Source organism: Nocardia sp. NPDC051321 (assembly GCF_044455225.1).
GTDB lineage: Bacteria > Actinomycetota > Actinomycetes > Mycobacteriales > Mycobacteriaceae > Nocardia.
On sequence record NZ_JBITEM010000019.1, the window covers coordinates 67,868 to 91,840 of the forward strand.

Genomic DNA, 23,973 nt, shown 5'->3' on the forward strand with positions numbered 1-23,973 from the left:
TCGCGCACTCCGACTCGCCGCGCTGACACGCGTGCGTTTGTCAGAAGTGGTGCGGCTCAGGCGGCCGAGCGGGAGCGGGCGGCTTGGGCGAGGGTGGTGTCGACGAAGGCTTGGGCGGCGGCGGTCAGCGGACCGCCGCGGTGCACCAGCCACTGCGGTAGCTTCTCCGGCGGATCGAATCGATAGACCTCGGCCCCGGCGCGCACGGCCAGGTCGTGCCAGCCGTCGGGCATCAGGCCGGAACCGATGCCGCGCAGCACCATCGGCAGCACCACGCTGCGATCGCCGACCTCGGCCGCGATGTGCAGATCGCCGACGGTGGCGGCGAGCCGGTCGAAGCGGGCCCGGACGGCGGTGGCGGGCTGGGTGATGACAAAGCTCATGCCGCGCAGGTCTTCTGGCGTGACTGTGCCATCGACGCCGATCTTCGTGCCCGGCGGCGCGACCAGCAGGAACTGTTCGTCGCGCAGGTGGTGCGCCACCAAACCGCGGCCTGCGGGTCGCTCCGCGCTGCCACAGACCCCCGCCTCGCAGCGTCCACGCAACACCATGGCGACCACCTCCGCCGCCGACAGCGCCGACCAGGTGCCGACCGTCAGTCCGGGGTGATGCTCGCGCAGTTCGGCGATGGTGCTGATCACCGGCTCCAGCGTCGAGGACGAGGTGGCCGCCACATCCACCCGGCCGACCACACCCTCACCGACGGCCTGCGCCGCGGCCCGCAGCGCATCGAGGTCGCGCAGCACCTGACGGGCCCGGTCGGCCATGAATTCCCCGGCATTGCTGAGCACGGCATTGCGGCCGACCCGGTGGAACAGCGCCACCCCGAGCTCGCGCTCCAGCTTGCCGATCGCGCGCGACAGCGACGGCTGGGCTACCCGCAGGGCCCGAGCGGCGTGGGTGAACCCACCGTGCTCGACGATGGCGACGAAGTACTCCAGCTGCCTGCGTTCCATAACCATAGGCTATCGGTTTAGTGCCATAGATGTCTTGGACGTACGTACCGTTATCGAGAGATACTCAGCAGGTGTTCACCACGCGGCCTACCTTGCAGGGCACCTTCGGGATGGTGTCGTCAACTCACTGGCTCGCCTCGGCCGCCGCGATGGCGGTGCTCGAGGACGACGGTAACGCGTTCGACGCGGCGGTCGCCGCGGGGTTCGTGTTGCACGTGGTCGAGCCACACCTGAACGGCCCGGCCGGCGAAGTGCCGATCATCCTGGCGCCCGCGGGGCTGCCCCCCCGTGTGCTGTGCGGCCAGGGTCCGGCGCCGGCCGGGGCCACCATCGCGCGCTACAACGCGCTCGGCCTGGACCTGGTGCCCGGCACCGGCCCGCTGGCCGCCGCGGTGCCCGGCGCGTTCGATGCGTGGATGGTGCTGTTGCGCGATCACGGCACCAAGCGCCTCGCCGAGGTGCTGTCCTACGCGATCGGCAATGCCGAGCGCGGCCATCCCACGGTCGAGCGGATCGGTGAGACCGTCGAGACGGTCAAAGAGCTGTTCGAGAACGAGTGGACCAGCTCCGCGGAGCTCTACCTGCGCGACGGAAAGGCGCCTGCCGCAGGCGCTTTGCTGCGGAATCCGACACTGGCCGCGACCTGGCGCAGGCTGATCGCCGAGGCCGAGGCCGCCAGCTCGGACCGGGACGCCCAGATCGAGGCCGCGCGCCGCATCTGGCGCGAGGGTTTCATCGCCGAGGCGCTGGTCGCCGCCGCCGCGCGCCCGACCATGGACACCTCCGGTGAGCGCCACATCGGCACGCTGACCGGTGACGATCTCGCGAATTTCAGTGCGACGTACGAGAATCCGGTCACCTACACCTGGAACGGCTGGACCGTCGCGAAGCCGGGGCTGTGGAGCCAGGGCCCGGTCCTGCTGCAACAGCTCGCGCTGCTGCCGGAACGGCTGGAGTACGGCACCCCGGAGTACTACCACACGCTGATCGAGGGCTCGAAGCTCGCGATGGCCGACCGCGAGGCCTGGTACGGCGACAGCACCCAGGTCTCGCTCGCGACGCTGCTTTCCCCCTGGTACAACGCGCAGCGCAGCGCGCTGATCGGCCCGCAGGCCTCCTTCGACCTGCGTCCGGGTAGCCCGGACGGCCAGCGTCCGCGCCTCAGCGGCTACGTGCAGACCAATTCCATTGACGCCGTTGACGTTCCGCTTGGTGCGGGGGAGCCGACGGTGGCCACCTCCGGCGCCACCCGCGGCGACACCTGTCAGCTCGATATCGTGGACCGCTGGGGCAACATGATCGCGGCGACACCGAGTGGTGGCTGGCTGCAGTCCAATCCGGTGGTGCCCGAACTCGGCTTCCCGCTCGGCACTCGACTACAGATGGCCTGGCTGGAACCGGGCCTGCCCAACTCGCTCGCACCGGGCCGCCGCCCGCGCACCACGCTCAGCCCCTCGCTGGCGCTGCGCGACGGCGAGGCGGTGATGGCGTTCGGTACGCCGGGCGGCGATCAACAGGATCAATGGAGCCTGCATTTCTTCCTCGCCGTTGCCATGCGCGAGAAAGTACGTGGCGGCCTCGATCTGCAAGGTGCCATCGACGCACCGAACTGGCATCAGGAAAGTTTCCCCGGCTCGTTCTATCCGCGGGCGATGAGCCCCGGTGCGGTGATCGTCGAATCGCGGATCGGCACCGAGGTGATCTCCGACCTGGAACGACGCGGTCATCGCGTGACGGTGGGCCCGCCGTGGTCGGAGGGCCGGTTGTGCGCGGTGGCTCGTGACCGGGAGAACGGTGTACTTTCAGCTGGAGCCAATCCGCGGGGCATGCAGGGCTACGCCGCGGGACGATAACTGAACATTTAAGCAGCGAATAGCGGTCCGGATACGCCGGACCGCTATTTGTCGTGTCATTTATGAGTTCGCACCGATTCATCCGATGACGTAAACAAGAACAATCTACGAAAAGGAATACCCGGCGAGAAAAGTGCGAAACGTTGAAGTATCTTGTAGCGCATGCTCGCTCGCTTCACACGGATGCTGGTGCTCGGCGTGACCGCCGTCGCCATCGCCTCCTGCGCACCGGTACAGCACCCCGCTGGAACGGCAACGCACACAGATGATTACGGCACACCCGTGGGATCGCAGCCGGTACGTGAGGGCGGCGACCTGGTGATGGGCCTTTCCTCCGAACCCGACAAGCTCGACCCGACCACCTCCAGTTCGCTGTACACGCGTTACGTCATGAACTCGATCTGCGAGAAGCTCTACGACAACGACAAGTCCGGAAACCTGGTGCCGCAGTTGGCAACCGCGCTGCCCACCGTCTCCGAGGACGGCCTCACCGTCACCATTCCAGTCCGTGACGGCATCAAGTTCGCCGACGGCGCCCCGTTCGACGCGGCCGCGGTGCAGACCAGCCTGCAGCGGCACTTCAGCATGAAGGGCTCGCAGCGGACGAGCGAAATGGGTCAGATCGCGGCCATCGAGACGGCCGATCCGACGCACGTTGTGATTCGCTACAAAAAGCCGTTCGCGCCGATCACCGCCGCGCTCGCGGACCGGGCCGGGATGATCATGTCCCCGGTCGAACTAGCGAAGGACGAGGGCAAGAACTTCTCCGATCACCCGGTGTGCGTCGGGCCGTTCAAATTCGTCAAGCGGGTGCCGCAGACCTCGATCGAGGTGGTCCGCGACCCGCAGTATTACGACGCGAAGAACGTTCACCTCGACAAGGTGACCTACCGGATCATCACCGACGCCAACATCCGTGCGGCGAATCTGCGATCGGGTGACATCCAGGTCGCCGACACCATCTCGCCGCAGGACGTGGACGCGCTGGCCAAGGATCCGGACCTGCGGGTGCTGCAATCCGGTTCGCTCGGCTTCAATGGCGCGTATATCAATATCGGCAACGTCGACGGCGTAGGCAAACCGACCAAGCAGATCGACACCCCGATCGCGAAGGATCCGCGGGTCCGGCTGGCGTTCTCGCTGGCCACCGACCGGAAGACGCTGGTCGACACGGTCTTCAACAACTGGTTCGAGCCGGCCTGCTCGGGCATCGTGCCCAAGAGCACGTTCGCGACGGAAGCCGGCATCGCTTGCCCGGCTTATGACCCGGAACGGTCGAAACAATTGCTGACCGAGGCCGGCGTACAGCAGCCGTACCCGGTGACATTGCAGGTGACGAATTCCCCGGATCAGCTCCGCTACGCACAGGCCTGGCAGGCCAGCCTCGCGGCGGGCGGATTCGACCTGAAGATCGTGCCCACCGAGTACGCGACCCTGCTGGACGTGCAGAAGCGCGGCACCTATGAGGTGCTCTACCTCGGTTGGTCGGGACGGCTCGACCCGGACGCGAATATCTCCAAGTTCCTCACCACCGGATCGGCCGGAAATTACGCCGGATACAGCAACCCCGCCCTGGACGACCTGTTCGGAAAGGCGGCCCGTGCGAAGGACCCCAAAGAGCGCGCCGAGCTGTATGGCAAGACCACGGCGCTGATCCAGGCCGACAATCCGTACGTCTACACCTACCGAATCCGGGTGCTCACCGTGCACACCAAGAAGGTGACCGGCGTCGAGGCCTACGCCGACGGTGTCGTCCGCCTCGGTAAGGCGGCGTTCACCGATCCGAAGAACTGAACGGCGCGCATCGCAGCGCAATAGCTGAACACTGAACGGAAAATAGCGGTCCGGAGTCGCCGGACCGCTATTTTCCGTATCTTTTTTCGCCTGCCTTCATTTCCTGCAGTGGCGGTTAAGAGAACAATGTACAAAAAGAAACGGTGGTGGCGAAAAATGCAGCGTGTTCAAGTATGTTGTAGCGCATGCTCGTTCGCTCCACTCGGATGGCGGTCCTCGGTGTCGTCGCCGCCGTCCTCGCTGCCTGCGCACCGACGCAACACGCCACCGAGACCGCAACGCACGTCGACGATTACGGCACGCCCATCGGTACGCAGCCGGTGCGTGAGGGCGGTGACCTGGTGATGGGCTTGTCGAACGAACCCGACAAGCTCGATCCGACCACTTCCAGCTCGCTCTATATGCGCTACGTGATGAGCACGATCTGCGAGAAGCTCTACGACAACGATGCCTCTGGAAACCTGGTGCCGCAGTTGGCCACCGCGCTGCCGGACATCTCGTCGGACGGGCTCACCGTCACCATTCCCGTACGCAGCGGGATCCAGTTCGCCGACGGCACCCAGTTCAACGCCGACGCGGTCCAGACCAGCCTGCAGCGGCACTGGAAGATGGAGGGTTCCCAGCGCACCGGCGAGATGGGCCCGATCGACGAGATCGAGGCCGTCGACTCGACGCACGTGACGATCAAGTACAAGGAGCCGTTCGCGCCGCTCACCGCGGCGCTCGCGGACCGCGCCGGGATGATCATGTCGCCTGCCGCGCTGAAGGAGTCGGACAAGAACTTCGGCGATCATCCGGTGTGCGTCGGGCCGTTCAAGTTCGTCAAGCGGGTCCCGAACACCTCGATCCAGGTGGCCCGCGACCCGCTGTACTACGACGCGAAGAACGTGCACTTCGATTCGATCACCTATCGGATCATGCCCGATGCGAAGGTCCGCTCGGCGAATCTGCGCTCCGGCGACATTCAGGTCGGCGACACGATGTCCCCGATCGACATCGACAGCCTGGTCAAGTTGCCGCAGCTGCGTGTCCTGCAATCGGGATCCTTCGGTTTCCAGGGCCTGTATCTCAATATCGGCAACGTCGACGGCGCGGGTAAACCGGTCAAGCCGATCAACACCGCCATTGCCAAGGACGCCAGGGTCCGGCTCGCGTTCTCGCTGGCCACCGATCGGGAGTCGCTGGTCAAGAAGGTGTTCAACAACTGGTACGACACGGCCTGCACGCCGATCGCGCCACGTACCTCGTACGCGACGCAAGCCAGCACCGCCTGCCCGCTCTTCGATCCACAGCGATCCAAGGAACTGCTCGAGGAAGCGGGCGTGCAACTGCCGTATCCGGTCACCATGCAGGTCACCAATACCCAGGACTATCTCCAGTACGCCGAAGCGCTGCGGGACAGTGTCGCGCAGGGCGGGTTCGATCTGCGGATCGTGCCGACCGAATACTCGGCGATGCTGGACGCGCAGAAGCGGGGAACCTACGAGGCGTTGCTGCTCGGCTGGTCGGGCCGAATCGACCCGGATGGCAACACCGCTCGGTTCATGACCACGGGCTCGAGCGGTAACTACAGCGGATACAGCTCGCGGGAACTGGACGACATCCTCGGCTGGGCCGCACACAGTACGAGCGCCGCGCAACGCGGTGCGCTTTATGAGCAGGCGGTGCGGTTCATCGCGCGGGAAAACCCGTTCATCTACACCTACCGGCTGCGTAACTTGACCGTGCACTCGACATGGGTGACGGGCATCGAGGTGTACGCCGACGGCGCTGTCCGGCTCGGCAAGGCCGCGTTTGTCGCGGATCGGAAGGGCTGAAAATCCATGTTGCAGTATGTGTTTCACCGTCTGTGGCAGTCCGCTGTCACGTTGGTGCTCGCGTCGATCGTGATCTTCCTCGGGGTGCGCGCGCTGCCGGGCGATCCCGCCACGGTGATGGCGGGTGAGCAGGCCGACCCGGTGGCCATCGCCGCGGTGCGCGCCGATCTCGGGCTGGACCGGTCGCTGCCGGTGCAGTACTTCGAATTCGTCTGGCACGCGCTGACCGGTGATTTCGGGCGGTCCATCCGCACCGGCACGCCGGTGATCGACATGATCGGCACCACGCTGCCGGTGACCGTGCAACTCGCGGTGTACGCGATGATCATCGCGGTGCTCGCCGGCGTGATCGGCGGTGTGATCGCCGCGGTGTATCGCGGTCGCTGGCCGGAGTGGGTCGCCAACGGCTTCTCGCTGGCCGCGCTGTCGGTGCCCACCTTCTGGGTCGGCATCCTCGCGGTGCTGTATCTGTCGGTGCAGCTCAACTGGTTCCCCGCCTCGGGGTACGTGTCGCCGTTCGAGCATCCGCTGCGCGGCCTCTACTTCCTGACGCTGCCCGCGATCATCCTCGGCCTCGCGCACGCGGCGGTGGTGCAGCGCCAGACCAGGTCGTCCATGGTGGAGACGCTGACCGCCGACTTCGTCCGCACGGCGCGGGCCAAGGGCCTCGGCCGCGGTGCGGTGATCTTCCGATTCGGCCTGCGCAACAGCCTGATCGTGGTCACCACGATCGTCGGGCTGCAGCTCGGCGGGCTCATCGCGGGCGCGGTGGTCACCGAGCGCATCTTCAGCCTGCCCGGCATGGGCAAGCTGACCCTCGATTCGGTGTTCACCCGCGACTACCCGGTGATCCAGGCGGTCATCCTGGTGATCGCCGCGTCCTACATCGTGATCAACCTGCTGGTCGATGTGCTGTACACGGTGATCGACCCCCGCGTGCGAGTGTCCGGGAGGGCGCAGTGACCATTACCGATACCCCGGCCGTCGAGGCAGCTCCCGGCGTCGAGAACAAGCCCATCGAAACCCCGCCGCTGGCGGCGGTGCGCGGTCGCGTGCTGCGCCAGCTGTGGCACAACCCGCTCGGCATGGTCGGCGCGGTACTGCTGCTGATCGTGATCTTCGTCGGCGTGTTCGCGCCGCTGCTCGCCCCCTATTCGCCGAGCGAGGTGCACTTCCCGACCCCGTTCCAGCAGCCGGGCACCGTCGGATTCCTGTTGGGCACAGACGATCTGGGCCGCGACATCTTCTCCAGGGTGCTGTACGGCACGCGTGCCTCGCTCGAGGTCGGCGTGCTTTCGGTGCTGTGCGCGGTGCTCATCGGCGTGCCGCTCGGCCTGCTCGCCGGGTACTGGCGGACGCTGGACATGATCCTGTCCCGGCTGTCCGACGTGCTGCTCGCGTTCCCGTTCATCATCCTCGCGGTCGGGCTCACCGCGATCAACGGCGGCGGGCTAGCCGACGCCGCGATCGCGCTCGGCATCGCCCAGGTGCCGATCATGATGCGGGTGGTGCGCGCGGAAACGTTGCGGCTCAAGGAAACCGACTTCGTGCTCGCCGCGAACACGATGGACGTGCCGTCCTGGAAGATCCTCGGCGAGCACATCCTGCCCAACTCGCTGGCGCCGATCATCGTGCAGGCCACCGTGATCATGCCGACGGCCGTGATCGGCGAGGCGATCCTGTCGTTCCTCGGGCTCGGCATCAAGCCGCCGGCGCCGAGCCTCGGCATCATGCTGTCCGACGCACAGCAGTACCTGACCCGCACGCCGTGGCCGGGCATCTTCCCCGGTGTGGCGCTCGCGCTGATCTGCTTGGGATTCAACCTCTTCGGCGACGCCCTGCGGGACGCGCTCGACCCGAAGACACGGCGCTGAGGAGCCAGCAATGACTGAACCACTTCTGGAGATCGCCGATCTGCGGGTGTCCTTCGGCGCGGTGACCGCCGTGCACGGCGCGGACCTGGTCGTCGCACCGGGGGAGCGGGTCGCGGTGGTCGGCGCCTCCGGATCCGGCAAATCGACACTGGCACACTCGATCATGGGCCTGCTGCCCGGCTCCGGCCGGGTGACCGGCGGCAGCATCAAGTGGCGCGGCGAGGACATCACGCACGCCGAGGAGAAGCGGCTGCGCGCGTTGCGCGGCAAAGAGATCGGCCTCGTTCCGCAGGATCCGATGTCGAACCTGAACCCGGTATCCCGGGTGGGTCGTCAGGTGTCGGAAACCCTGCTGGCGCACAAGGTCTGTACCCGCGCCGAAGCGAAAGAGCGCGCCATCGAGCTGCTCGGGCAGGCGGGGTTGCCCGAGCCCGCGCGGCGGGCGCGGCAGTACCCGCACGAGTTCTCCGGCGGCATGCGGCAGCGCGCGCTGATCGCGATCGGCCTGGCCTGCCGTCCGGCTCTGCTCATCGCCGACGAGCCGACCTCGGCGCTGGATGTGACTGTGCAGCGCCAGATCCTGGATCACCTGGAGAAGCTGACCCAAGAGCTCGGCACCGCGCTGTTGCTGGTGACCCACGACCTGGGGCTGGCGGCTGAGCGGGCGGACCGGGTGGTGGTGATGTCCGACGGGCGGATCGTCGAGTCCGGGCCAGCCCGGCAGGTGCTGACGGACCCGCAGGAGGAGTACACGCGGCGGTTGGTCGCCGCGGCACCCGCGCTGATCGCGCCGCGGCGGGCTGATCCGGTTGTGGTCGATGAGGTGCTCGAGGAACAGGCCGCGGTCGGCGAGAACGGGTCTGCCGACGAGGTTGGTGACGCCACGGTCGCTGCCGAGGTCGCGAACGACAAGGTCGTCGCTGCGCAGGCTGCTGACGAAACGGCTACCGGCGGTGCGGATTCCGACGCGAAGCTGGTCGAGGACAAGACCGCGGCGGAGGACAACGCTGCCGACGAGAAGGCTATCGACGAGAAGGCTGTCGATGGCAAGGTCGCGGTCAAGAAGGCGGCAAAGGGTAACGGCAAGGTGGTTACCGAGAAGGTAGTCGCCGACGAGGTCGCTGAGACCGAGTCCGAGGCGACTGCTGAGAAGTCTGCTGGCGACAAGGGTGCCGACGAGAAGGTCGCTGCCGAGAAGTCGGACGATGACAAGTCGACCGATGCGGACGCTGCTGACGAGAAGGCGGTTGCCGAGAAGTCGGACGACAAGTCGACCGCCGCAGCAGGGGTCGGCGACGCCGCCGACGACAAGGCAGCTGACGCGACGGCAGCCGACGAGGAGCCAGCCGACGACAAGGCAGCCGACGAGAAGGCAGCCGACGAGAAAGCGACTGACGGCGAGCTCGCCGACACGAAGAGCGCCGCCGACGCGGCTGCCGAGGCGAAGGTCGACGACGCGAAGGCGTCCACCGACGAAGCCGCTGCCGACGCACCGGCAAAGGCGGTGCCCGCCAATGGTTCCGCGATCCTCGAGGTCTCCGGCATCAGCAAGGAGTACCGGATCCGCGGTCGCGGTGGGGTGCTGCGCGCGGTCGACAACGTGTCGTTCAATATCACCCGCGGCCGCACCACGGCGATCGTCGGCGAGTCCGGCTCGGGCAAGACCACGACCGCGCGGATGGTGCTCGGCCTGGTGACCGCCACCTCCGGCACCATCAAGTTGAACGGTGTCGACATGGTCGGGCTGAGTGGCGCGCCGTTGCGCGCCGCGCGGCTGTCGATGCAGCCGGTGTTCCAGGACCCGTACGCGTCGCTCGATCCCATGTGGACGGTCGAGCGGCTGATCGCGGAACCATTGCGCGCCTTCGGCATCGGCGATCGGGTGGCCCGCCGTAAGCGGGTGTCCGAACTACTGGAGCAGGTGGCGCTGCCCGCCGCGATGGCGCACCGGTATCCAAACGAGCTGTCCGGTGGGCAGCGCCAGCGTGTCGCGATCGCCAGGGCGCTGGCCATCGAGCCGCAGCTCGTCGTGTGCGACGAGGCGGTGTCGGCGCTGGATGTGCTGGTGCAGGACCAGATCCTGACGCTGCTGGCCTCATTGCAGGAGCGGCTCGGCGTCAGTTACCTGTTCATCTCGCACGATCTGGCCGTGGTTCGCGCGCTGGCGCACGAGGTCGTGGTGATGCGGGACGGTCGGGTGGTGGAGCAGGGCCCGGTCGAGGATGTCCTCACCGCGCCCGCCGATCCGTACACCCGTCAACTGCTGGACGCGATCCCTGGTGCGGGTGTCGTCGGCGGGCCGGAGGACGACGACGAAGCCGCAGACGATGACGTCGCGGCTTCGGTCGATAGTGAATTGGCTGCGAAAGTCTAAGGGGCGCAGCAGAACCCAGGCCCCGCGTCGCGGCTGACTACGCGGCGCGGTCCAGCCGCCCCGATCCACTCGGTCGGGGCGGCTGCTTCGTACTACTCGGAGACGATCGCGACGGCGTCGATCTCGACGAGCATTTCCGCGCGCGGCAGTCCCGTGAATACGGTGGTGCGGCTTGGCAATACGTCACCGGTGGTGTTGGCGGCGACGAACTCGCCGTAGGCCTCGTTCATCGCGCCGAAGTCGTCGCGGGTGGTCAGGTAGACGCGCAGCATCACCACATCGTCGAACGTCGCACCGCTCGCGTCGACGATCGCCTTTACATTCTGCAGCGTGCGGATGGTCTGTGCCGCAACGTCGCCCGGGTACAGGTACTCGTTGGTGACCGGGTCCACCGGACCCTGTCCAGAGACCTGCACGAACGGTCCCTTGCGCACGCCCTGGGAGAACGTGTGCGCGGGTGCGGGCGCATCGGTGGTGCGGACGGCGATCTTCTCACTCATGGTCAGCCTTTCGTGGGGGTGGTTGCGCGGCCGGGGGTCCAGCCGAGCTCGGCGGAAATGGCGTCGGCGGCCGCGCGAACCCGCGGCAGTTCGGCCAGCACCTGATCGTGGTCGAGCAGCATGTCCGGCACCGACATGGAGACCGCGGCGACCACCGCGCCGGTGCCGTTGCGCACCGGGACACCGATGCAGTTGACGAAGCTCTCGTGTTCCTCGTGGTCCTCCGCATAACCCAGTGCGGCAACCTTTTCCAGCTCGATCAGGTAGCGCTCGGGGGTGCGGATGGTCCGTTCGGTGAACGGGTGGAAGTCGATCTTCTCGGCGATGATCCGCCATTCCGATCGCGGCAGCGCCGAGATGAGCACCTTGCCGACGGCGGTGCAGTGCAGCGGCGCCGGGCGGCCGACCCGCGAGTACATCCGCACGCTCTGGGTGGCGTCGAGCTTGTCGATGTAGATGACATCGCCGGACTCGTAGGTGGCCAGGTGGATGGTCTGTTTGGTGTCGGCGTTCAAGGCGCTCAAATGCGGTCGCGCGAGGGTGCGCACGTCGCGCTGCTCCAGGGTGCGGTTGGCCAGCTCGAACAGCCGCGACCCGAGCACGTACCGGTGCTGGCTGTCGTGGGTGACGAAGCGCTGCGCCTCCATCGTTTGCAGCAGCCGCAACACCGTCGACTTGTGCACGCCGAGCTGGGTCGCCAGCTGGTCCAGCGATCGCGAATCCTCGCCGAGGGCAACGAGAATGGTCAACGCACGCGACAAACTCTGACTCATGACTGCGACTCGCTGACTCTAAGGTGACGCCCGACTCCGCCTCGCTGGCGCTCAGCTCCGTCGTGCGCCAGCGCACTGTGTTGTTGATTCGTTCGCTTACGCTCACTCATGAAGCCACATCCTGAATGACACTGTCGTTGTAATGCAGTTCGGCCCAGGCTTTTTCGTCCACGCTGACCAGTCTCTCCAGTATCGCCGGGGCGGGCAGTACCGCGCCGTCCCCGGTTCCGGTCAATGCCGCCGCCGCGCAGAGGTGCCCGAAACGCAACCGCTGCACCAGCGGTCGTCCGTGCAGCAGCGCGGCCAGATAGCCGCCGGCGAACGCGTCGCCCGCGCCGATCCGTTCGGTGATCTCCAGCCCGAGCGCGGGCACCTCGACGCGCTGGGTGCCTGCGAATCCGGTGACCGTGTGCGCGTCGTTCTTGACGATCAGCTGCGCGGGTTGCGGGAACAGCGCGCGCAGCTCGTCGGCGTCGTGGGTGCCGAAGACCGCACCGGCCTCGTCGGCGCCGAGGAACACCACATCGCTGCCGCGGACGTGGCGCGCGAGCACCTCGGCGGCCAGTTCGCCACGCCCGGCCCACAGCGCGGGCCGGAAGTTCAGGTCGAAGCTCACCAGCCTGCCGTCGCGGGGGAGGGCGAGCAGCGCCTCGGTGAGCCCGGTCGCCGACGCCGACAGCGCGGTGGTGATCCCGGTGAAGTGGATCAGGCGGCATTGCGCGAGCAACTCGGCCGCCGCGGTCGCCGCGAGATCGGCCGGGGACAGCGCGCTGGCCGCCGAGCCGGTCCGGTAATAGAGCATGCGGCTGGCCCGGTCGGCCAGATCGGTGGCCTTGCCCGAGCCGCTGCCGCGCTCCTTCACGTACACCGCGGTCGGCCGGGCGGGATCGGTCACCACCGCCGACACGTCGACGCCGCGTGCCGCCAGGTGCGCGACCAGATAACGGCCGAACCCGTCGTCGCCGACGCGGGACAACCACGCGGTGTCGACACCGAGCTGGCGCAGCACGGTGGCCACGTTCGCCTCCGCGCCGCCCGCGGTCCGTTCGAAGCTCTCCGACTCCTCCAGCGGTCCCGGCTGCGCCACCAGCACCGCGAGTCCCTCGCCGACAGTTACCGCCCGTGAGCGGGTCGACGTAGGCCACGTCACACCGATCTCCCTCCTGTGCTTGCGGCCACCGGCCATCCCGTGCAGAATAACCACACGAAACACGATGCGCAACAAGCATTGCAAAATATGCAATAGCAATACGCTATGCATAATGAGGTGAATTCGCTGGGAAGGAATGCCGTGGCGATCGACGAAGACGTCGTAGCAGGACTCGGAGACCGGACGATCGGACCCGAGCACAAAGGGCTGCCGCCCGCCGCCTGGGGTCGCACCGTGCGCGAATTCCTCGCCACCGCACCGAGTCTCGATCAGTTCGAGACGCCACTGCTGACCATCGACCGGTCCGCCGTCGAGGCGAACGTCGCCGTCATGGCCGATTGGGCGAGTGCCGCGGGTGTACAGCTCGCGCCGCACGGCAAGACCACCATGTCACCGCAGCTGTGGGCGCAACAGCTGGCTGCGGGGTGCTGGGGCATCACCCTGGCGACCATCTGGCAGGTTCAGGTCGCGCGTTCCTTCGGCGTCAGCCGGGTGCTGCTGGCCAACGCGCTCGTCGATCCGGTCGGATTGCACTGGGTGGCCGCGGAATTGGCGAACGATCCCGCCTTCGAGTTCGTCTGCTGGGCGGACAGCGTCGAGACGATCGAGCTGATGGACGAGCACCTGCGGTCCGCGCCGGGGTCGGCGAAGGTGCGGGTGCTCGTCGAACTCGGTGGGCCACACGGTCGTACCGGTGCCCGCACCGTCGAGCAGGCGCACGCCGTCGCGGCCGCAATCACCGGCGCGCGGCGGCTGACTCTTGCCGGAGTGGGCGGCTATGAGGGCGCGCTGGCGCACGACCGCATGGCCGGGGCCACCGACACGGTGCGGCATTACCTCGACGAACTTGCCCGCCTGCATCGCGAACTCGCCGCCGCCGGACGGTATCCGGACGGCGCGATCGTGACCGCCGGTGGCAGCGCCTATCCGGACCTGGTCGTCGAACGTCTGGCGAGTCTCGCCGATGAGCAAGGCGCGCAGGGAGTTCCGACTTCGGTCGTGTTGCGCTCCGGGGCGTACATCATCCACGATGACGGCTTCTACGCGGGCATCTCCCCGTTCGCCGCAGCACGCAGTGAGAAGCCGCTGCGTTCGGCCATGCACGGCTGGGCCCGCGCGATTTCTCGCCCGGAGCCGGAATTGGCGCTGCTGGACGCTGGGCGGCGTGATCTGCCCTTCGACGAGGGGCTGCCGGTGCCGCAATACGTTGCGGGACCCGAGGGTTCGGCGCTGGCTGCGACGGTCTCCGCGCTCAACGACCAGCACGCGTTCCTTCGCCTGCCCGAGGGCACCGAGTTGGCGGTCGGCGCGGTGGTGCGGCTCGGCCTGTCGCACCCGTGTACCGCGTTCGACAAGTGGCGGCTCATCCCGGTGATCGACGACGCCGACGCGAAGTCGCCGCGGGTCGTCGACTTCCTGCACACGTTCTTCTGACGAGTCGATGACCATGACGGACTTACTCTTTCGCGACATCGACATCATCGATGGCACCGGCGCGCCGAGCTTCCGCGGCGATGTGCTCGTCGAGCGGGGGCGCATCGCGCGGATCGCCGAGCCGCGCGGTATCGCCGGCGCCGACCGGATCATCGACGCGGGACCCGGCGCGGTGCTGTGCCCCGGCTTCATCGACATGCACGCCCACTCGGACCTGCACCTGCTCACCGATCCGGGCCACTTTCCGAAGATCAGCCAGGGCATCACCACCGAGCTGATCGGGCAGGACGGGCTGTCCTACGCGCCGATCGACGACGCCACCCTCGCGGTGGTGCGACGCCAGATCGCCGGATGGAACGGCAATCCCGGCGATCTCGACTTCTCCTGGCGCAGCGTCGGTGAGTACCTGGATCGGCTCGATCGCGGGATCACGCCCAACGCGGCATATCTCGTGCCGCAGGGCACGCTGCGGTTGCTGGTCGTCGGCGCGGAACAGCGTCCGGCGACGGCGGACGAGGTCCGCCGCATGCAGGAGCTGCTCTCTCAGGGCCTGCGCGAAGGTGCGGTCGGCATGTCCAGCGGGCTCACCTACACGCCCGGAATGTATGCCGACACCGGTGAATTGGCGGCGCTGTGCCAGGTGGTCGCCGAGTTCGGCGGGTTCTACGCGCCGCACACCCGGTCCTATGGCGCGGGCGCGCTCGAGGCGTACGCGGAGATGATCGAGCTGGCTCGCACCACCGGATGCGCACTGCACCTCACCCACGCCACCATGAACTTTCACGTGAATCGTGGACGCGCGCCGGAATTCCTGGCGCTGATCGATGCCGCGCGGGCCGAGGGCTGCGATATCACCTTGGACACCTATCCGTATCTTCCTGGCGCGACGACGCTTTCGGCGCTGTTGCCGAGTTGGGCGATGTCCGGGGGACCGGACGCGGCGCTGGCTCGTCTCGACGACGCCGAGACGCGGGCGCGAATTACCGCGGATGTGAACGTGAACGGGTCCGACGGGTGCCACGGGGTGACCGTCGAATGGGAGACCATTCAGATCAGCGGCGTGGCCAACTCCGAGCTCGACGGATATGTCGGCAAGCGGGTCGACGAGATCGCCGCCGAGCGTGCCATGGCGCCGGTCGAGGTGTTCTTCGATCTGCTGCGCCGCGATCAGTTGGCGACCAGCATTCTGCAGCACGTCGGGCACGAGGAGAACGTGCGCGCGATCATGGTGCACCCCGGGCACATGGGTGGCAGCGACGCGCTGCTCGCCCCGGCTCGGCCGCACCCGCGTGCCTGGGGTACGTTCCCGCGCTATCTCGGGCATTACGTTCGTGAGCTCGGCGTGCTCGAACTCGAAGATTGTGTGCATCATCTGACCGGCCGGCCCGCAGATCGGTTGCGATTGCGTGATCGCGGGCTCGTATTCACCGGATATGCCGCTGATCTGGTGGTGTTCGATCCGGAAACCGTCGTGGACACCGCGACCTTCGACAACCCGAAACAGCAGGCGCGCGGCATCCGGCACGTGCTGGTCAATGGCGAGTTCGCCATCGAAAACGGCGCGCCGACCGGGACTCTCGCCGGACGTGCGCTGCGCATGGACGCTTCGCGGAAGGAGACATATTGAGTACCTCGGCCCTGCAGGTGATCCGGGCTGATCGCGTGCTGAGCGTGGTGCGCGCGCCCGAGATCCCCGATCCGGTCGCGCTCGCCGAAGCGCTTGCGTCGTCCGGTATCCGGGCGTTGGAGCTCACCTTCACCACACCGGGTGTGCTCGGCTATCTCGCCGCGGCCAGCGCCGCCGAGGGGGCCGTGCTCGGAGTCGGCACCGTACTCACCGGCGAACAAGCCAAGGCAGCCATCGACAGTGGCGCACAGTTCCTGGTGACCCCGGGATTGCGCGCCGAGGTGGCGGAAGTCGCCGCGCAGCACGACATTCCGGTCGTGATGGGCGCCTTCACGCCGAGCGAGGTGCTGACCGCACTGGATCTCGGCGCGGCCGCAGTGAAGATTTTCCCCGCCAGGGCGCTCGGCCCTGGCTATCTGAAGGACCTGCGTGGTCCATTCCCTGACGTGGCGCTCATCCCTTCGGGTGGCGTCAACGCGGGCAATGCCGCCGAATTCCTGGCCGCCGGCGCAGTTGCCGTCACGGCCGGAACCGACGTTGTTGCCCCTTCCGATGTCGCGGCGGGCCACTGGTCCGAAATCGCTTCGCGTGCGGCATCGTTCGTTCGATCCATGAATTGAGAGGTCCACCATGGGCGCCGTTGATTGGCTGCGCACCACTACCCCGGGGCTTTTGGTGCTCTGTGGGCTCGCGATCGCTGTGTTGCTATTCGCCATTATCAAGGTCAAGCTGGAGCCGTTTATCGCGCTGCTGCTCACCGGACTAGCGCTGGCGCTCGCCGCCGGACTACCGGTGTCCAAGATCGTCGGCACGGCGATCAAGTCCGGTGATTCCATCCTGGAGACCGGCTTCGGTGGCATCCTCGGGCACATCGCGGTGATCATCGGGCTGGGCACCGTGCTTGGTGCGATCCTCGAAAAATCCGGTGGCGCCGACGTTTTGACCCGAAAGCTGCTGGATCTGTTCGGCGAGCGCGGTGCTCCGGTCGCCATGGGCCTGCTCGGGCTCATCTTCGGCATCCCGGTGTTCTTCGATATCGGCATCTTCGTGCTCGCGCCGCTGATCTACGTGGCCGCCAAGCAAGGTGGGCGTTCGCTGGTGCTGTACGCCATGCCGATGCTGGCCGGACTGTCCATGACGCACGCGTTCCTGCCGCCGCACCCGGGTCCGGTCGCGCTGGGCGGGCTGCTCGGCGTCAGCCTCGGCTGGCTGATCCTGATGGGATTCATCTGCGGTATACCGGGATTCGTGGCAGCGGGCATCGTCTGGGGTAGCTACATCGGCAAGCGCGTCCAGATCGAGGTGCCCGACGAGTTTCTCGTCCGCAAAGACGAGGAGAAGGAGCCCGCTCCCGATGAGGGGGAGCGGGGTTCCGACGGTTCGGGTGGCGTCGCCACGAAGCGGCCGGTGACGACGGCGCCGCCGTCGGTCGGGCTGATCGGCGCGATCATCGCCATCCCGCTGGTGCTGATCCTCGGTGCCACCTTCGGTACTCAGCTGCTGGACAAGAACTCTCAGCTGCTGCAGGTGCTGACGTTCTTCGGCACGCCTGCGGTGGCGCTGCTCATCGCGGTGCTCGTCGCCTTCTACGTGCTCGGCGTGCGCCGCGGGTCCACCGTGCAGGAACTCAGCCAGCTCACCGCGGAATCGCTGCGGCCGGTCGGCATGCTGCTGCTGGTGGTCGGCGCGGGCGCCTTCTTCGGAAAGGTCATCTCCGCCACCGGAATCGGCACCGCCCTCGCCGACACCATGTCCGCGGCAGGCCTTCCCGTGATCGTCCTGGCCTACATCATCAGCTGCGGTCTGCGCATCGCCCAGGGCTCGGCCACCGTCGCCATCGTCACCACCGGCGGCATCGTCGCCCCCTTGGTAGCCAGCGGCGGCTACTCCCAAATGTCGATCGCCCTGATCGCCATGGCCATCGCCGCGGGATCGATCATCCTCAGCCACGTCAATGACGGCGGCTTCTGGATCATCGCGAAGTTCTTCAACATGTCCGTCAAACAAACCCTGCAAACCTGGACCGTCCTCGAAACCATCCTCTCCGTAGTAAGTTTCGCGGTAGCGGCGATCCTCTTCGCCATCGTCAGCTGACCCCGCCGCCCCCAGTCACTGCACCGCGCAGTGACTGGGGGCCAGCGGCATCACGACTGCGGCCGGTCACTGCCCGGCGAAGCATTCGACGTACCGCATCGCCGAGTTGGTCACAAAGGGAGTCGTAGGTCGCACGAGACGGGGGTCATACTCGCGAACCTGGCTGCGGCTTTACGCTCGTGACCATCTGAGAGTGAGGGGTTGCGAGTGTCCAAGGCGGTCATTGTCGGCGGTGGAATTGGTGGGTTGGCCACTGCTATCGGGTTGATCCGGGGCGGGTGGGAGGTGGAGGTGCTGGAGCGGGCGGCCAGGATCGCGGAGGTGGGGGCGGGGATTTCCTTGTGGTCGAATGCGCTTCGCGCGCTCGACGCGCTGGGTGTCGGTGATCAGGTGCGGGCTCGGGCTATCGAGGACGGGGCGGCCGGTATCCGGGATAGTAAGGGGCGGTGGATTTCTCGCGTCGATACTGAAACCATCCGTGCGAGGTTCGGTAGTCCGATCGTGATGCATCGTGCCGATCTGCTGGATATCTTGCACGCGGCGCTTCCGGAAGAGGCACTGCGCACCGGTGTTTCGGTGCGCGAGGCGCGGACGGACGGAACCGTCATCCACTCCGGTGGGACATCCATGGGCGACCTTGTTGTCGGTGCCGACGGCGTCCGCAGTGTGGTCCGCCGCGCGATCTGCGGCGACATCACACCTCGCTACCGTGGCTACTCCGCCTGGCGGGTGGTGGTCTCGCCCGCGCAGCCGATCACCGAGCTCGGCGAATCCTGGGGCCGGGGTGAACGGTTCGGCTTCGTGCCATTGTCCGACGGTCGCGTCTACTGCTTCGCCGTCGCCAACATGCCCGAGGGCACCCCCGGCGGCGGCCTTGCCGAACTACGCCGACGCTTCGGCACATGGCACGACCCCATCCCGTCCTTACTCGCTTCTGCCGAAGAATCGGCCGTCCTCAAACACGACCTATACGACCTACCGGCTCTGAAAACCTATGTTGCCGAACGCATTGCCCTCATCGGCGACGCCGCCCACGCGATGACCCCCAACCTCGGCCAGGGCGCCTGCCAAGCCCTGGAAGACGCCGTCATCCTCGCCCGAGTCGCCACCGAAGACCCCGACCTGACCAGATATGACCAGGAGCGCAGACCCCGCACCCAAATGCTCGTCACCCGATCCCGCCGCATCGGCACCATCGCCCAGCTGTCATCGCCCCCCGTTGTCGCCTTGCGAAACGCGGCATTGCGCCTAATCCCCGCCTCGGTCCAGGCGAATTCCCTTGCACCAGTTCTCGACCGGACCTGCTGACGGCGGCATCGTGATCTATCGAATGCGGATCTATCGGGCCGTCGAGGAGAATCTCACGGTTTTCCATGACTTCTTCCGGACTCACTTGCTGCCGGTGCAGCTGCGGCATGAGGCGCGGCTGATTGGTCGGTGGGAGACGGAGGATGGTCGGGTCGTCGCCGTGTGGGAGTACGACGATGAGGAGGCGTATCAGCGGATCCAAGCCGCGGTTGCGGCGGACCCTGCGACGCGGCGAGCGCAGGAGGTTCGACGGACGCTTCCTCCGCTGTTCACCACGCGGGAAGAGGTGTTCATGCGGGCGGCACCGGCCGCGCCCGCGCCGAGTCGTTAGGGCAGGGTGGCTGGCCGCGGGTCTTCGCGTGGTAGCGAGCGTGCATGCGGCCGGCGGTCTCCGCCATGCGGGCACGCAGCTCGGGCGGCTCGAGTACCTCGCAGTGTTCGCCTAACGGGAGGATGGCGTGGGCGAGGACATCGTAGGACTCCGAGGGGAGCGTCAGTTCGACCCATCCATCGGAGTCGGGCTCGGTGGCCGAAGCCAGCGCCACGGCGACCGCGACGGGCTCGTGCCACAACCGCAGCAGGCGCAGGTGGGTGGCGGGCATTCGGCAGCGAGCGCGGACGCGCAGCATGGACTGTGCGAAATCGTCGGCGGCTGCGGACCAATGCGCGGCAAGGTCGAAATCGGCGGGGCGGGTGAATGATTCGCCGGTCGGTTCCGCGGAGATGATCCTGCTGACTCGGTAGGAACGGACTGCCGTGCCGTCTTGGGCCACCAGATACCAAGTGCCCGCCTTCATCACCAGTCCGAGTGGATCGAGGCGGCGGTCGACGACCTTGTCTTTGCGGCCGTACCGAACCCGCAACCGCCGGTCGTGCCAGAGCGCGTCGGCGACGACATTCAGGGTGGGCGTCTCGTCCGGCGGGCGGAACCAGCCGGGCGCGTCGATGTGCACCCGCTCGGCGATTCGGGTTGCGCGGCCGCGTAATTCGGGTGGGAGCGCGGCGAGGACCTTGAGCTGGGCGGTGGCGAGCACGGTGCCGAGGCCGAGATCGGCTGCCGCGCCGGGCAATCCGGCGAGCAGTACGGCGTCCGCCTCGTCGGTGGTCAGGCCGGTCAGTCTGGTGCGGTAGCCGTCGACGAGTTGCACCCCACCCGCGCGGCCCGGCTCGCTATATACCGGCACGCCCGCCGCGGACAGCGCCTCGACGTCCCGGTACACGGTGCGCACCGACACCTCGAGCTCCTCGGCGAGCTCGCCGGCCGTGCACCGCCCGCGCGTCTGCAAGATCAGCAGTAACTGCAACAGTCGACTCGCTCGCATGAGTCGAGATTAGCCAGAAACCCTGACACAAGATGTCAAGGATCGCTCGTACTGTCTAGAACATGACCACTTGGAGCGAATTCACAGCAGAGGCGCCGCACATCTCCGAACTCTTCGTGCGCAGGTACACCGCCACCGGCTACCTGTGCATGCTCGGCACCCTCCGCTCGGACGGGTTCCCGCGGATCAGCCCGGTGGAACCGCGGATCTTCGAGGACATGCTGGTGATCGCGGGCATGCCGGGTACGACGAAGTTCCGCGACCTGGCCCGCGACCCGCGCTTCTGCCTGCACACCGCGACCATCGACACGAAGGTCAGCGACGGCGACGCGAAACTGTTCGGCACCGTCGTCGACCTGCCGGACAAGGAGGTCCACGCGCGCTTCGCGCAGCAACTGTTCGATGAGGTCGGGCTCGACATTCGCGATGACGAGTTCGATCACTTCTACATCGCGGATCTGAGCAGCGCGTCGACGGTCGAGGTGATCGACGACCATCTGGACATCACGATTTGGAAGCCGGGTCAGGGTGAACGGGTGGTGCGTAAGCACTGAACCGGTAATCAGCGCGGCGGCGTAAGCTGTGCGGCGATCGCCGCGGGGACGGCCACGCCGCGCTTGCGTAGCTCGTGTTGAAACCGTTGCACCAGTGGGTCATTCGGCGTGCTGGTCAGGCAGACGATGTCGCGGAAGATCGGCGGGTGCAGGCTTGAAATCCGGTCCCGCCAACGACGGAGCGGTTATTCCTCGCGCGAGAGCCGGTTGCGTACCTCGGTAGCGAGTTGCTCCGGATCGATACCGAGTGCCTGCAGCGCGGGCCGCACGACCTCATCGTCCGGCGCGATGAGCCCGAGCAGCAAGTGCCCGACATCGACTCTGCCGCTATTGGTCTTACGGGCTTCGATGTCGGCACGCGCCAACGCTTTCTGCGCTCGCGTCGTGAAATGCGGGGTGACGGTGGCGGCAGCCCGATACGTCGAGGCGACACGTAGGGCCCGCCTCAGCTTCTCGTGCGTGAGACCGAGTGTGGTGACGGCGGTGCCGACGGGCGTTTCCGGGTCGTCGTCGGCGGTGCTGGTGAGCGCGAGCAGGATGTCGCTCGGCTCGATATGCACGTGTTCGAGCGTCTGCGCTTCGCGCAGGCTGTTTTCCAGCGCCTTTCTGGCCTGTTTGGTGAAGGGAATGTGACTCGACACGCCGTGATCCGCCGTGCCCGGCGTGAGCGCGATCTGCGCCCGCGCCGCGGCCGGTTCGATCCCCAACTCGGCCAGCGCGCGTGCGGTGGTGGCCGCGGAACCGATCTCGCAGGCGCGCAGGATGGCGAGCAGCATGTGTTCCGCGCCGATGTAGTCGTGGCCGCGCTCGCGCGCCTCTTCTTGGGTCAGCACGATGACCCGGCGGGCTTGATCGGAGAATCTCTCGAACATAGCGACCCCCTTTCGGCCGTTGGCCGCTGATTCGATGGTAGTCAACTTTGTCGAACAGCTGGTCGATATGCGATGTCGAGTCGGCATTCAGCGGCGGTCGGTCAACGATTCGCGGCGGCGAGTGAGGAAGGCTTGTTCGGCGGCATTGCCTGTGCGGGCGATCGCCGCGTCGAAGGCGGCCGCGGCTTCGGTTGTGCGGCCGAGGCGTTCGAGTAGGTCGGCTCGAATCGCGTGATACAGGTAGTACTTTTCGAGATCGAGATCGTCGAGCAAGCCGAGCGCGACGTCGGGGCCGTCGACCTCGGCGACCGCGACGGCCCGGTTGAGCGCCACGATCGGGCTCGGCGTCAGCGCGGTCAGCCGGTCGTAGAGCCGGACGATCTGCGGCCAGTCGGTGGCCGCCGCGATCGGCGCGTCCGTGTGCACGGCGTTGATCGCGGCTTGCAGCTGATACGGCCCAGGTTGGTTGCGGCGCAGGCACTCTCGCACGATGGCGTGGCCCTCGGCGATGCGCTCACGGTCCCACCGGGCTCGGTCTTGTTCGGGCAGCGGCACCAGCGATCCGTCCGCGGCGGTGCGGGCCGTGCGGCGGGCCTCGGTCAACAGCATCAACGCGAGCAACCCGGCGGCTTCGGGCTCGTCCGGCATGAGCTCGGTCAGCAGCCTGCCGAGCCGGATCGCCTCGGCGCACAGGTCGGCACGGGTGAGCCGGTCGCCGGAGGTCGCCGTGTGGCCCTCGGTGAAGATCAGATAGATGACCGCGAGGACGGCGTGCAGCCGGGCCGGGAGGTCGGCGTCAGCGGGCACCCGGTAGGGAATGCGGGCGTCGCGGATCTTGCCCTTGGCGCGGACAATCCGTTGCGCCATAGTCGATTCCGAGGTCAGGAAGGCACGGGCGATCTCGGGGGTGGTCAGCCCGCCGAGCAGTCGCAAGGTGAGCGCGACCTGGGCGGTGCGTGCCAGCGCGGGATGGCAGCAGGTGAAGATGAGCCGTAGGCGGTCGTCGTGCACCGCGCCCTCCTCTTCGGCCGGTTCGGCGTCGGCGTGCAGCAACGCGGCCTGTGCATGGCGGTCGGCGCGGGAGGCTTCCCGGCGCAGCCGATCGATGGCCCGGTTGCGTGCGGTCGTGATGATCCAGCCGGGCGGGCTCGGCGGCAGCCCGTCCGACGGCCAGCGCCGCACGGCGGCGGTGAACGCGTCCTGCACCGCGTCTTCGGCGACACCGATATCGCCGAAGACACGGATCAGGCAGGCGACCGCACGGCCGTAGTGTTCGGTGAACACTGCCTCGATCACCGCGGTGGTCACGGGTGCGCCCATCTAGCTGTCCCGCAGCGGCCGTACCTCGATCGGCAGCGTGATCGCCGCGGCCAGCCTGCGACCCCACTCCAGGGCCTCGTCCAGATCGGTGGCCCGGATGATGGTGAATCCGCCGATGTGTTCCTTGCCTTCGACGTAGGGGCCGTCGGTGATCAGCACGTCATCGCCCTTGGCGTGCAACACGGTCGCGGTGCTCGGGGCGTGCAGTCCGGCCGCGAACACCCATGCGCCTGCGGCCTTCAGGTCGGCGTTGACCGCGTCGAGGTCTCGGATGATCTCGTCGATATTGTCGGGGACGCCCTCGCCGTCCGGCTGGTAGATGCTGAGCAGGTATTGCTTCATTGTTTTGTC

General features: G+C 67.2%; 21 protein-coding genes and 1 pseudogene. 14 read left to right on the forward strand and 8 right to left on the reverse strand.

The annotated features are described in order from the left end of the window. Window positions 1–56: 56 nt before the first annotated feature. Window positions 57–956, reverse strand: coding sequence for a LysR family transcriptional regulator (locus ACIA8C_RS37070; RefSeq protein ID WP_397143047.1), 900 nt, complete (start codon window positions 954–956; stop codon window positions 57–59). A gap of 71 nt (window positions 957–1,027) precedes the next feature. Here ACIA8C_RS37070 and ACIA8C_RS37075 point away from each other — a divergent pair, with 71 nt between their 5' ends. The 7 genes and pseudogenes from ACIA8C_RS37075 (at window position 1,028) to ACIA8C_RS37105 (ending at window position 10,668) form a co-directional block, all read left to right on the forward strand. Next, window positions 1,028–2,809: a gamma-glutamyltransferase family protein gene (locus ACIA8C_RS37075; protein WP_397143049.1), complete on the forward strand. Its 1,782-nt coding sequence runs from the start codon at window positions 1,028–1,030 to the stop codon at window positions 2,807–2,809. Between the two features lie 162 nt (window positions 2,810–2,971). Beyond that, window positions 2,972–4,603 carry an ABC transporter substrate-binding protein gene (locus tag ACIA8C_RS37080; protein WP_397143051.1) on the forward strand — a complete coding sequence of 544 codons (1,632 nt, stop codon included), beginning with the start codon at window positions 2,972–2,974 and terminating at the stop codon, window positions 4,601–4,603. 185 nt (window positions 4,604–4,788) lie between these two features. Next, the gene (locus ACIA8C_RS37085) at window positions 4,789–6,420 is read left to right on the forward strand and encodes an ABC transporter substrate-binding protein (RefSeq protein WP_397143053.1); all 1,632 of its coding nucleotides are present in this window, start codon (window positions 4,789–4,791) and stop codon (window positions 6,418–6,420) included. 18 nt (window positions 6,421–6,438) lie between these two features. Further along, on the forward strand, window positions 6,439–7,383 hold the full coding sequence (locus ACIA8C_RS37090; RefSeq protein WP_397143055.1) for an ABC transporter permease: 945 nt from the start codon (window positions 6,439–6,441) through the stop codon (window positions 7,381–7,383). Continuing rightward, on the forward strand, window positions 7,380–8,294 hold the full coding sequence (locus tag ACIA8C_RS37095; protein WP_397143057.1) for an ABC transporter permease: 915 nt from the start codon (window positions 7,380–7,382) through the stop codon (window positions 8,292–8,294). The genes ACIA8C_RS37090 and ACIA8C_RS37095 overlap by 4 nt, the downstream gene beginning before the upstream one ends. 10 nt (window positions 8,295–8,304) lie before the next feature. Next, window positions 8,305–9,090, forward strand: a pseudogene (locus tag ACIA8C_RS37100) (ABC transporter ATP-binding protein); the annotation flags it as partial. Beyond that, window positions 9,079–10,668 (forward strand): ATP-binding cassette domain-containing protein, encoded by a 1,590-nt coding sequence (locus ACIA8C_RS37105; RefSeq protein WP_397143234.1) that lies wholly within the window; start codon window positions 9,079–9,081, stop codon window positions 10,666–10,668. The pseudogene ACIA8C_RS37100 and the gene ACIA8C_RS37105, both read left to right, overlap by 12 nt. A 92-nt stretch (window positions 10,669–10,760) precedes the next feature. Here the strand turns inward: ACIA8C_RS37105 and ACIA8C_RS37110 are convergent, their stop codons facing one another. The 3 genes from ACIA8C_RS37110 to ACIA8C_RS37120 all read right to left on the reverse strand — a co-directional run bounded on the left by ACIA8C_RS37110 (window position 10,761) and on the right by ACIA8C_RS37120 (window position 13,091). Then, on the reverse strand, window positions 10,761–11,168 hold the full coding sequence (locus ACIA8C_RS37110) for a RidA family protein (protein WP_397143059.1): 408 nt from the start codon (window positions 11,166–11,168) through the stop codon (window positions 10,761–10,763). A 2-nt stretch (window positions 11,169–11,170) separates the two neighbouring features. Next, window positions 11,171–11,941: an IclR family transcriptional regulator gene (locus ACIA8C_RS37115; RefSeq protein ID WP_396990070.1), complete on the reverse strand. Its 771-nt coding sequence runs from the start codon at window positions 11,939–11,941 to the stop codon at window positions 11,171–11,173. Window positions 11,942–12,047: 106 nt separating this feature from the next. Continuing rightward, entirely contained in the window at window positions 12,048–13,091 is a 1,044-nt protein-coding gene (locus ACIA8C_RS37120; RefSeq protein WP_397143061.1) for a sugar kinase, read from the reverse strand. Between the two features lie 105 nt (window positions 13,092–13,196). Here ACIA8C_RS37120 and ACIA8C_RS37125 point away from each other — a divergent pair, with 105 nt between their 5' ends. From ACIA8C_RS37125 to ACIA8C_RS37150, 6 genes are all read left to right on the forward strand, one after another. Continuing rightward, the gene (locus ACIA8C_RS37125) at window positions 13,197–14,525 is read left to right on the forward strand and encodes an amino acid deaminase (protein WP_397143063.1); all 1,329 of its coding nucleotides are present in this window, start codon (window positions 13,197–13,199) and stop codon (window positions 14,523–14,525) included. Window positions 14,526–14,538: 13 nt separating this feature from the next. Continuing rightward, window positions 14,539–16,152 (forward strand): amidohydrolase family protein, encoded by a 1,614-nt coding sequence (locus tag ACIA8C_RS37130; RefSeq protein ID WP_397143065.1) that lies wholly within the window; start codon window positions 14,539–14,541, stop codon window positions 16,150–16,152. Beyond that, window positions 16,149–16,772: a bifunctional 4-hydroxy-2-oxoglutarate aldolase/2-dehydro-3-deoxy-phosphogluconate aldolase gene (locus ACIA8C_RS37135; protein ID WP_397143067.1), complete on the forward strand. Its 624-nt coding sequence runs from the start codon at window positions 16,149–16,151 to the stop codon at window positions 16,770–16,772. The genes ACIA8C_RS37130 and ACIA8C_RS37135 overlap by 4 nt, the downstream gene beginning before the upstream one ends. A 10-nt stretch (window positions 16,773–16,782) precedes the next feature. Continuing rightward, a complete protein-coding gene (locus tag ACIA8C_RS37140) occupies window positions 16,783–18,246 on the forward strand; it encodes a GntP family permease (RefSeq protein WP_397143069.1) in 1,464 nt (487 codons plus the stop codon). 207 nt (window positions 18,247–18,453) lie between these two features. Continuing rightward, window positions 18,454–19,554: an FAD-dependent monooxygenase gene (locus ACIA8C_RS37145; protein WP_397143071.1), complete on the forward strand. Its 1,101-nt coding sequence runs from the start codon at window positions 18,454–18,456 to the stop codon at window positions 19,552–19,554. A 10-nt stretch (window positions 19,555–19,564) separates the two neighbouring features. Next, the gene (locus tag ACIA8C_RS37150; RefSeq protein WP_397143073.1) at window positions 19,565–19,885 is read left to right on the forward strand and encodes an NIPSNAP family protein; all 321 of its coding nucleotides are present in this window, start codon (window positions 19,565–19,567) and stop codon (window positions 19,883–19,885) included. Here the strand turns inward: ACIA8C_RS37150 and ACIA8C_RS37155 are convergent. Continuing rightward, on the reverse strand, window positions 19,845–20,876 hold the full coding sequence (locus ACIA8C_RS37155) for a helix-turn-helix transcriptional regulator (RefSeq protein WP_397143075.1): 1,032 nt from the start codon (window positions 20,874–20,876) through the stop codon (window positions 19,845–19,847). The two genes, ACIA8C_RS37150 and ACIA8C_RS37155, sit on opposite strands and share 41 nt — an antisense overlap. Before the next feature lie 62 nt (window positions 20,877–20,938). Here ACIA8C_RS37155 and ACIA8C_RS37160 point away from each other — a divergent pair, with 62 nt between their 5' ends. Beyond that, window positions 20,939–21,430 carry a pyridoxamine 5'-phosphate oxidase family protein gene (locus ACIA8C_RS37160; protein ID WP_397143077.1) on the forward strand — a complete coding sequence of 164 codons (492 nt, stop codon included), beginning with the start codon at window positions 20,939–20,941 and terminating at the stop codon, window positions 21,428–21,430. Window positions 21,431–21,615: 185 nt separating this feature from the next. On the opposite strand, the gene ACIA8C_RS37165 is transcribed toward ACIA8C_RS37160, so the two are convergent. The 3 genes from ACIA8C_RS37165 to ACIA8C_RS37175 all read right to left on the reverse strand — a co-directional run bounded on the left by ACIA8C_RS37165 (window position 21,616) and on the right by ACIA8C_RS37175 (window position 23,964). Beyond that, window positions 21,616–22,302, reverse strand: coding sequence for a Clp protease N-terminal domain-containing protein (locus tag ACIA8C_RS37165; protein ID WP_397143079.1), 687 nt, complete (start codon window positions 22,300–22,302; stop codon window positions 21,616–21,618). Between the two features lie 87 nt (window positions 22,303–22,389). Beyond that, on the reverse strand, window positions 22,390–23,622 hold the full coding sequence (locus ACIA8C_RS37170) for an RNA polymerase sigma factor (RefSeq protein WP_397143081.1): 1,233 nt from the start codon (window positions 23,620–23,622) through the stop codon (window positions 22,390–22,392). Beyond that, a complete protein-coding gene (locus tag ACIA8C_RS37175) occupies window positions 23,623–23,964 on the reverse strand; it encodes a YciI family protein (RefSeq protein ID WP_397143083.1) in 342 nt (113 codons plus the stop codon). It abuts the gene before it with no gap. Window positions 23,965–23,973 lie beyond the last annotated feature (9 nt).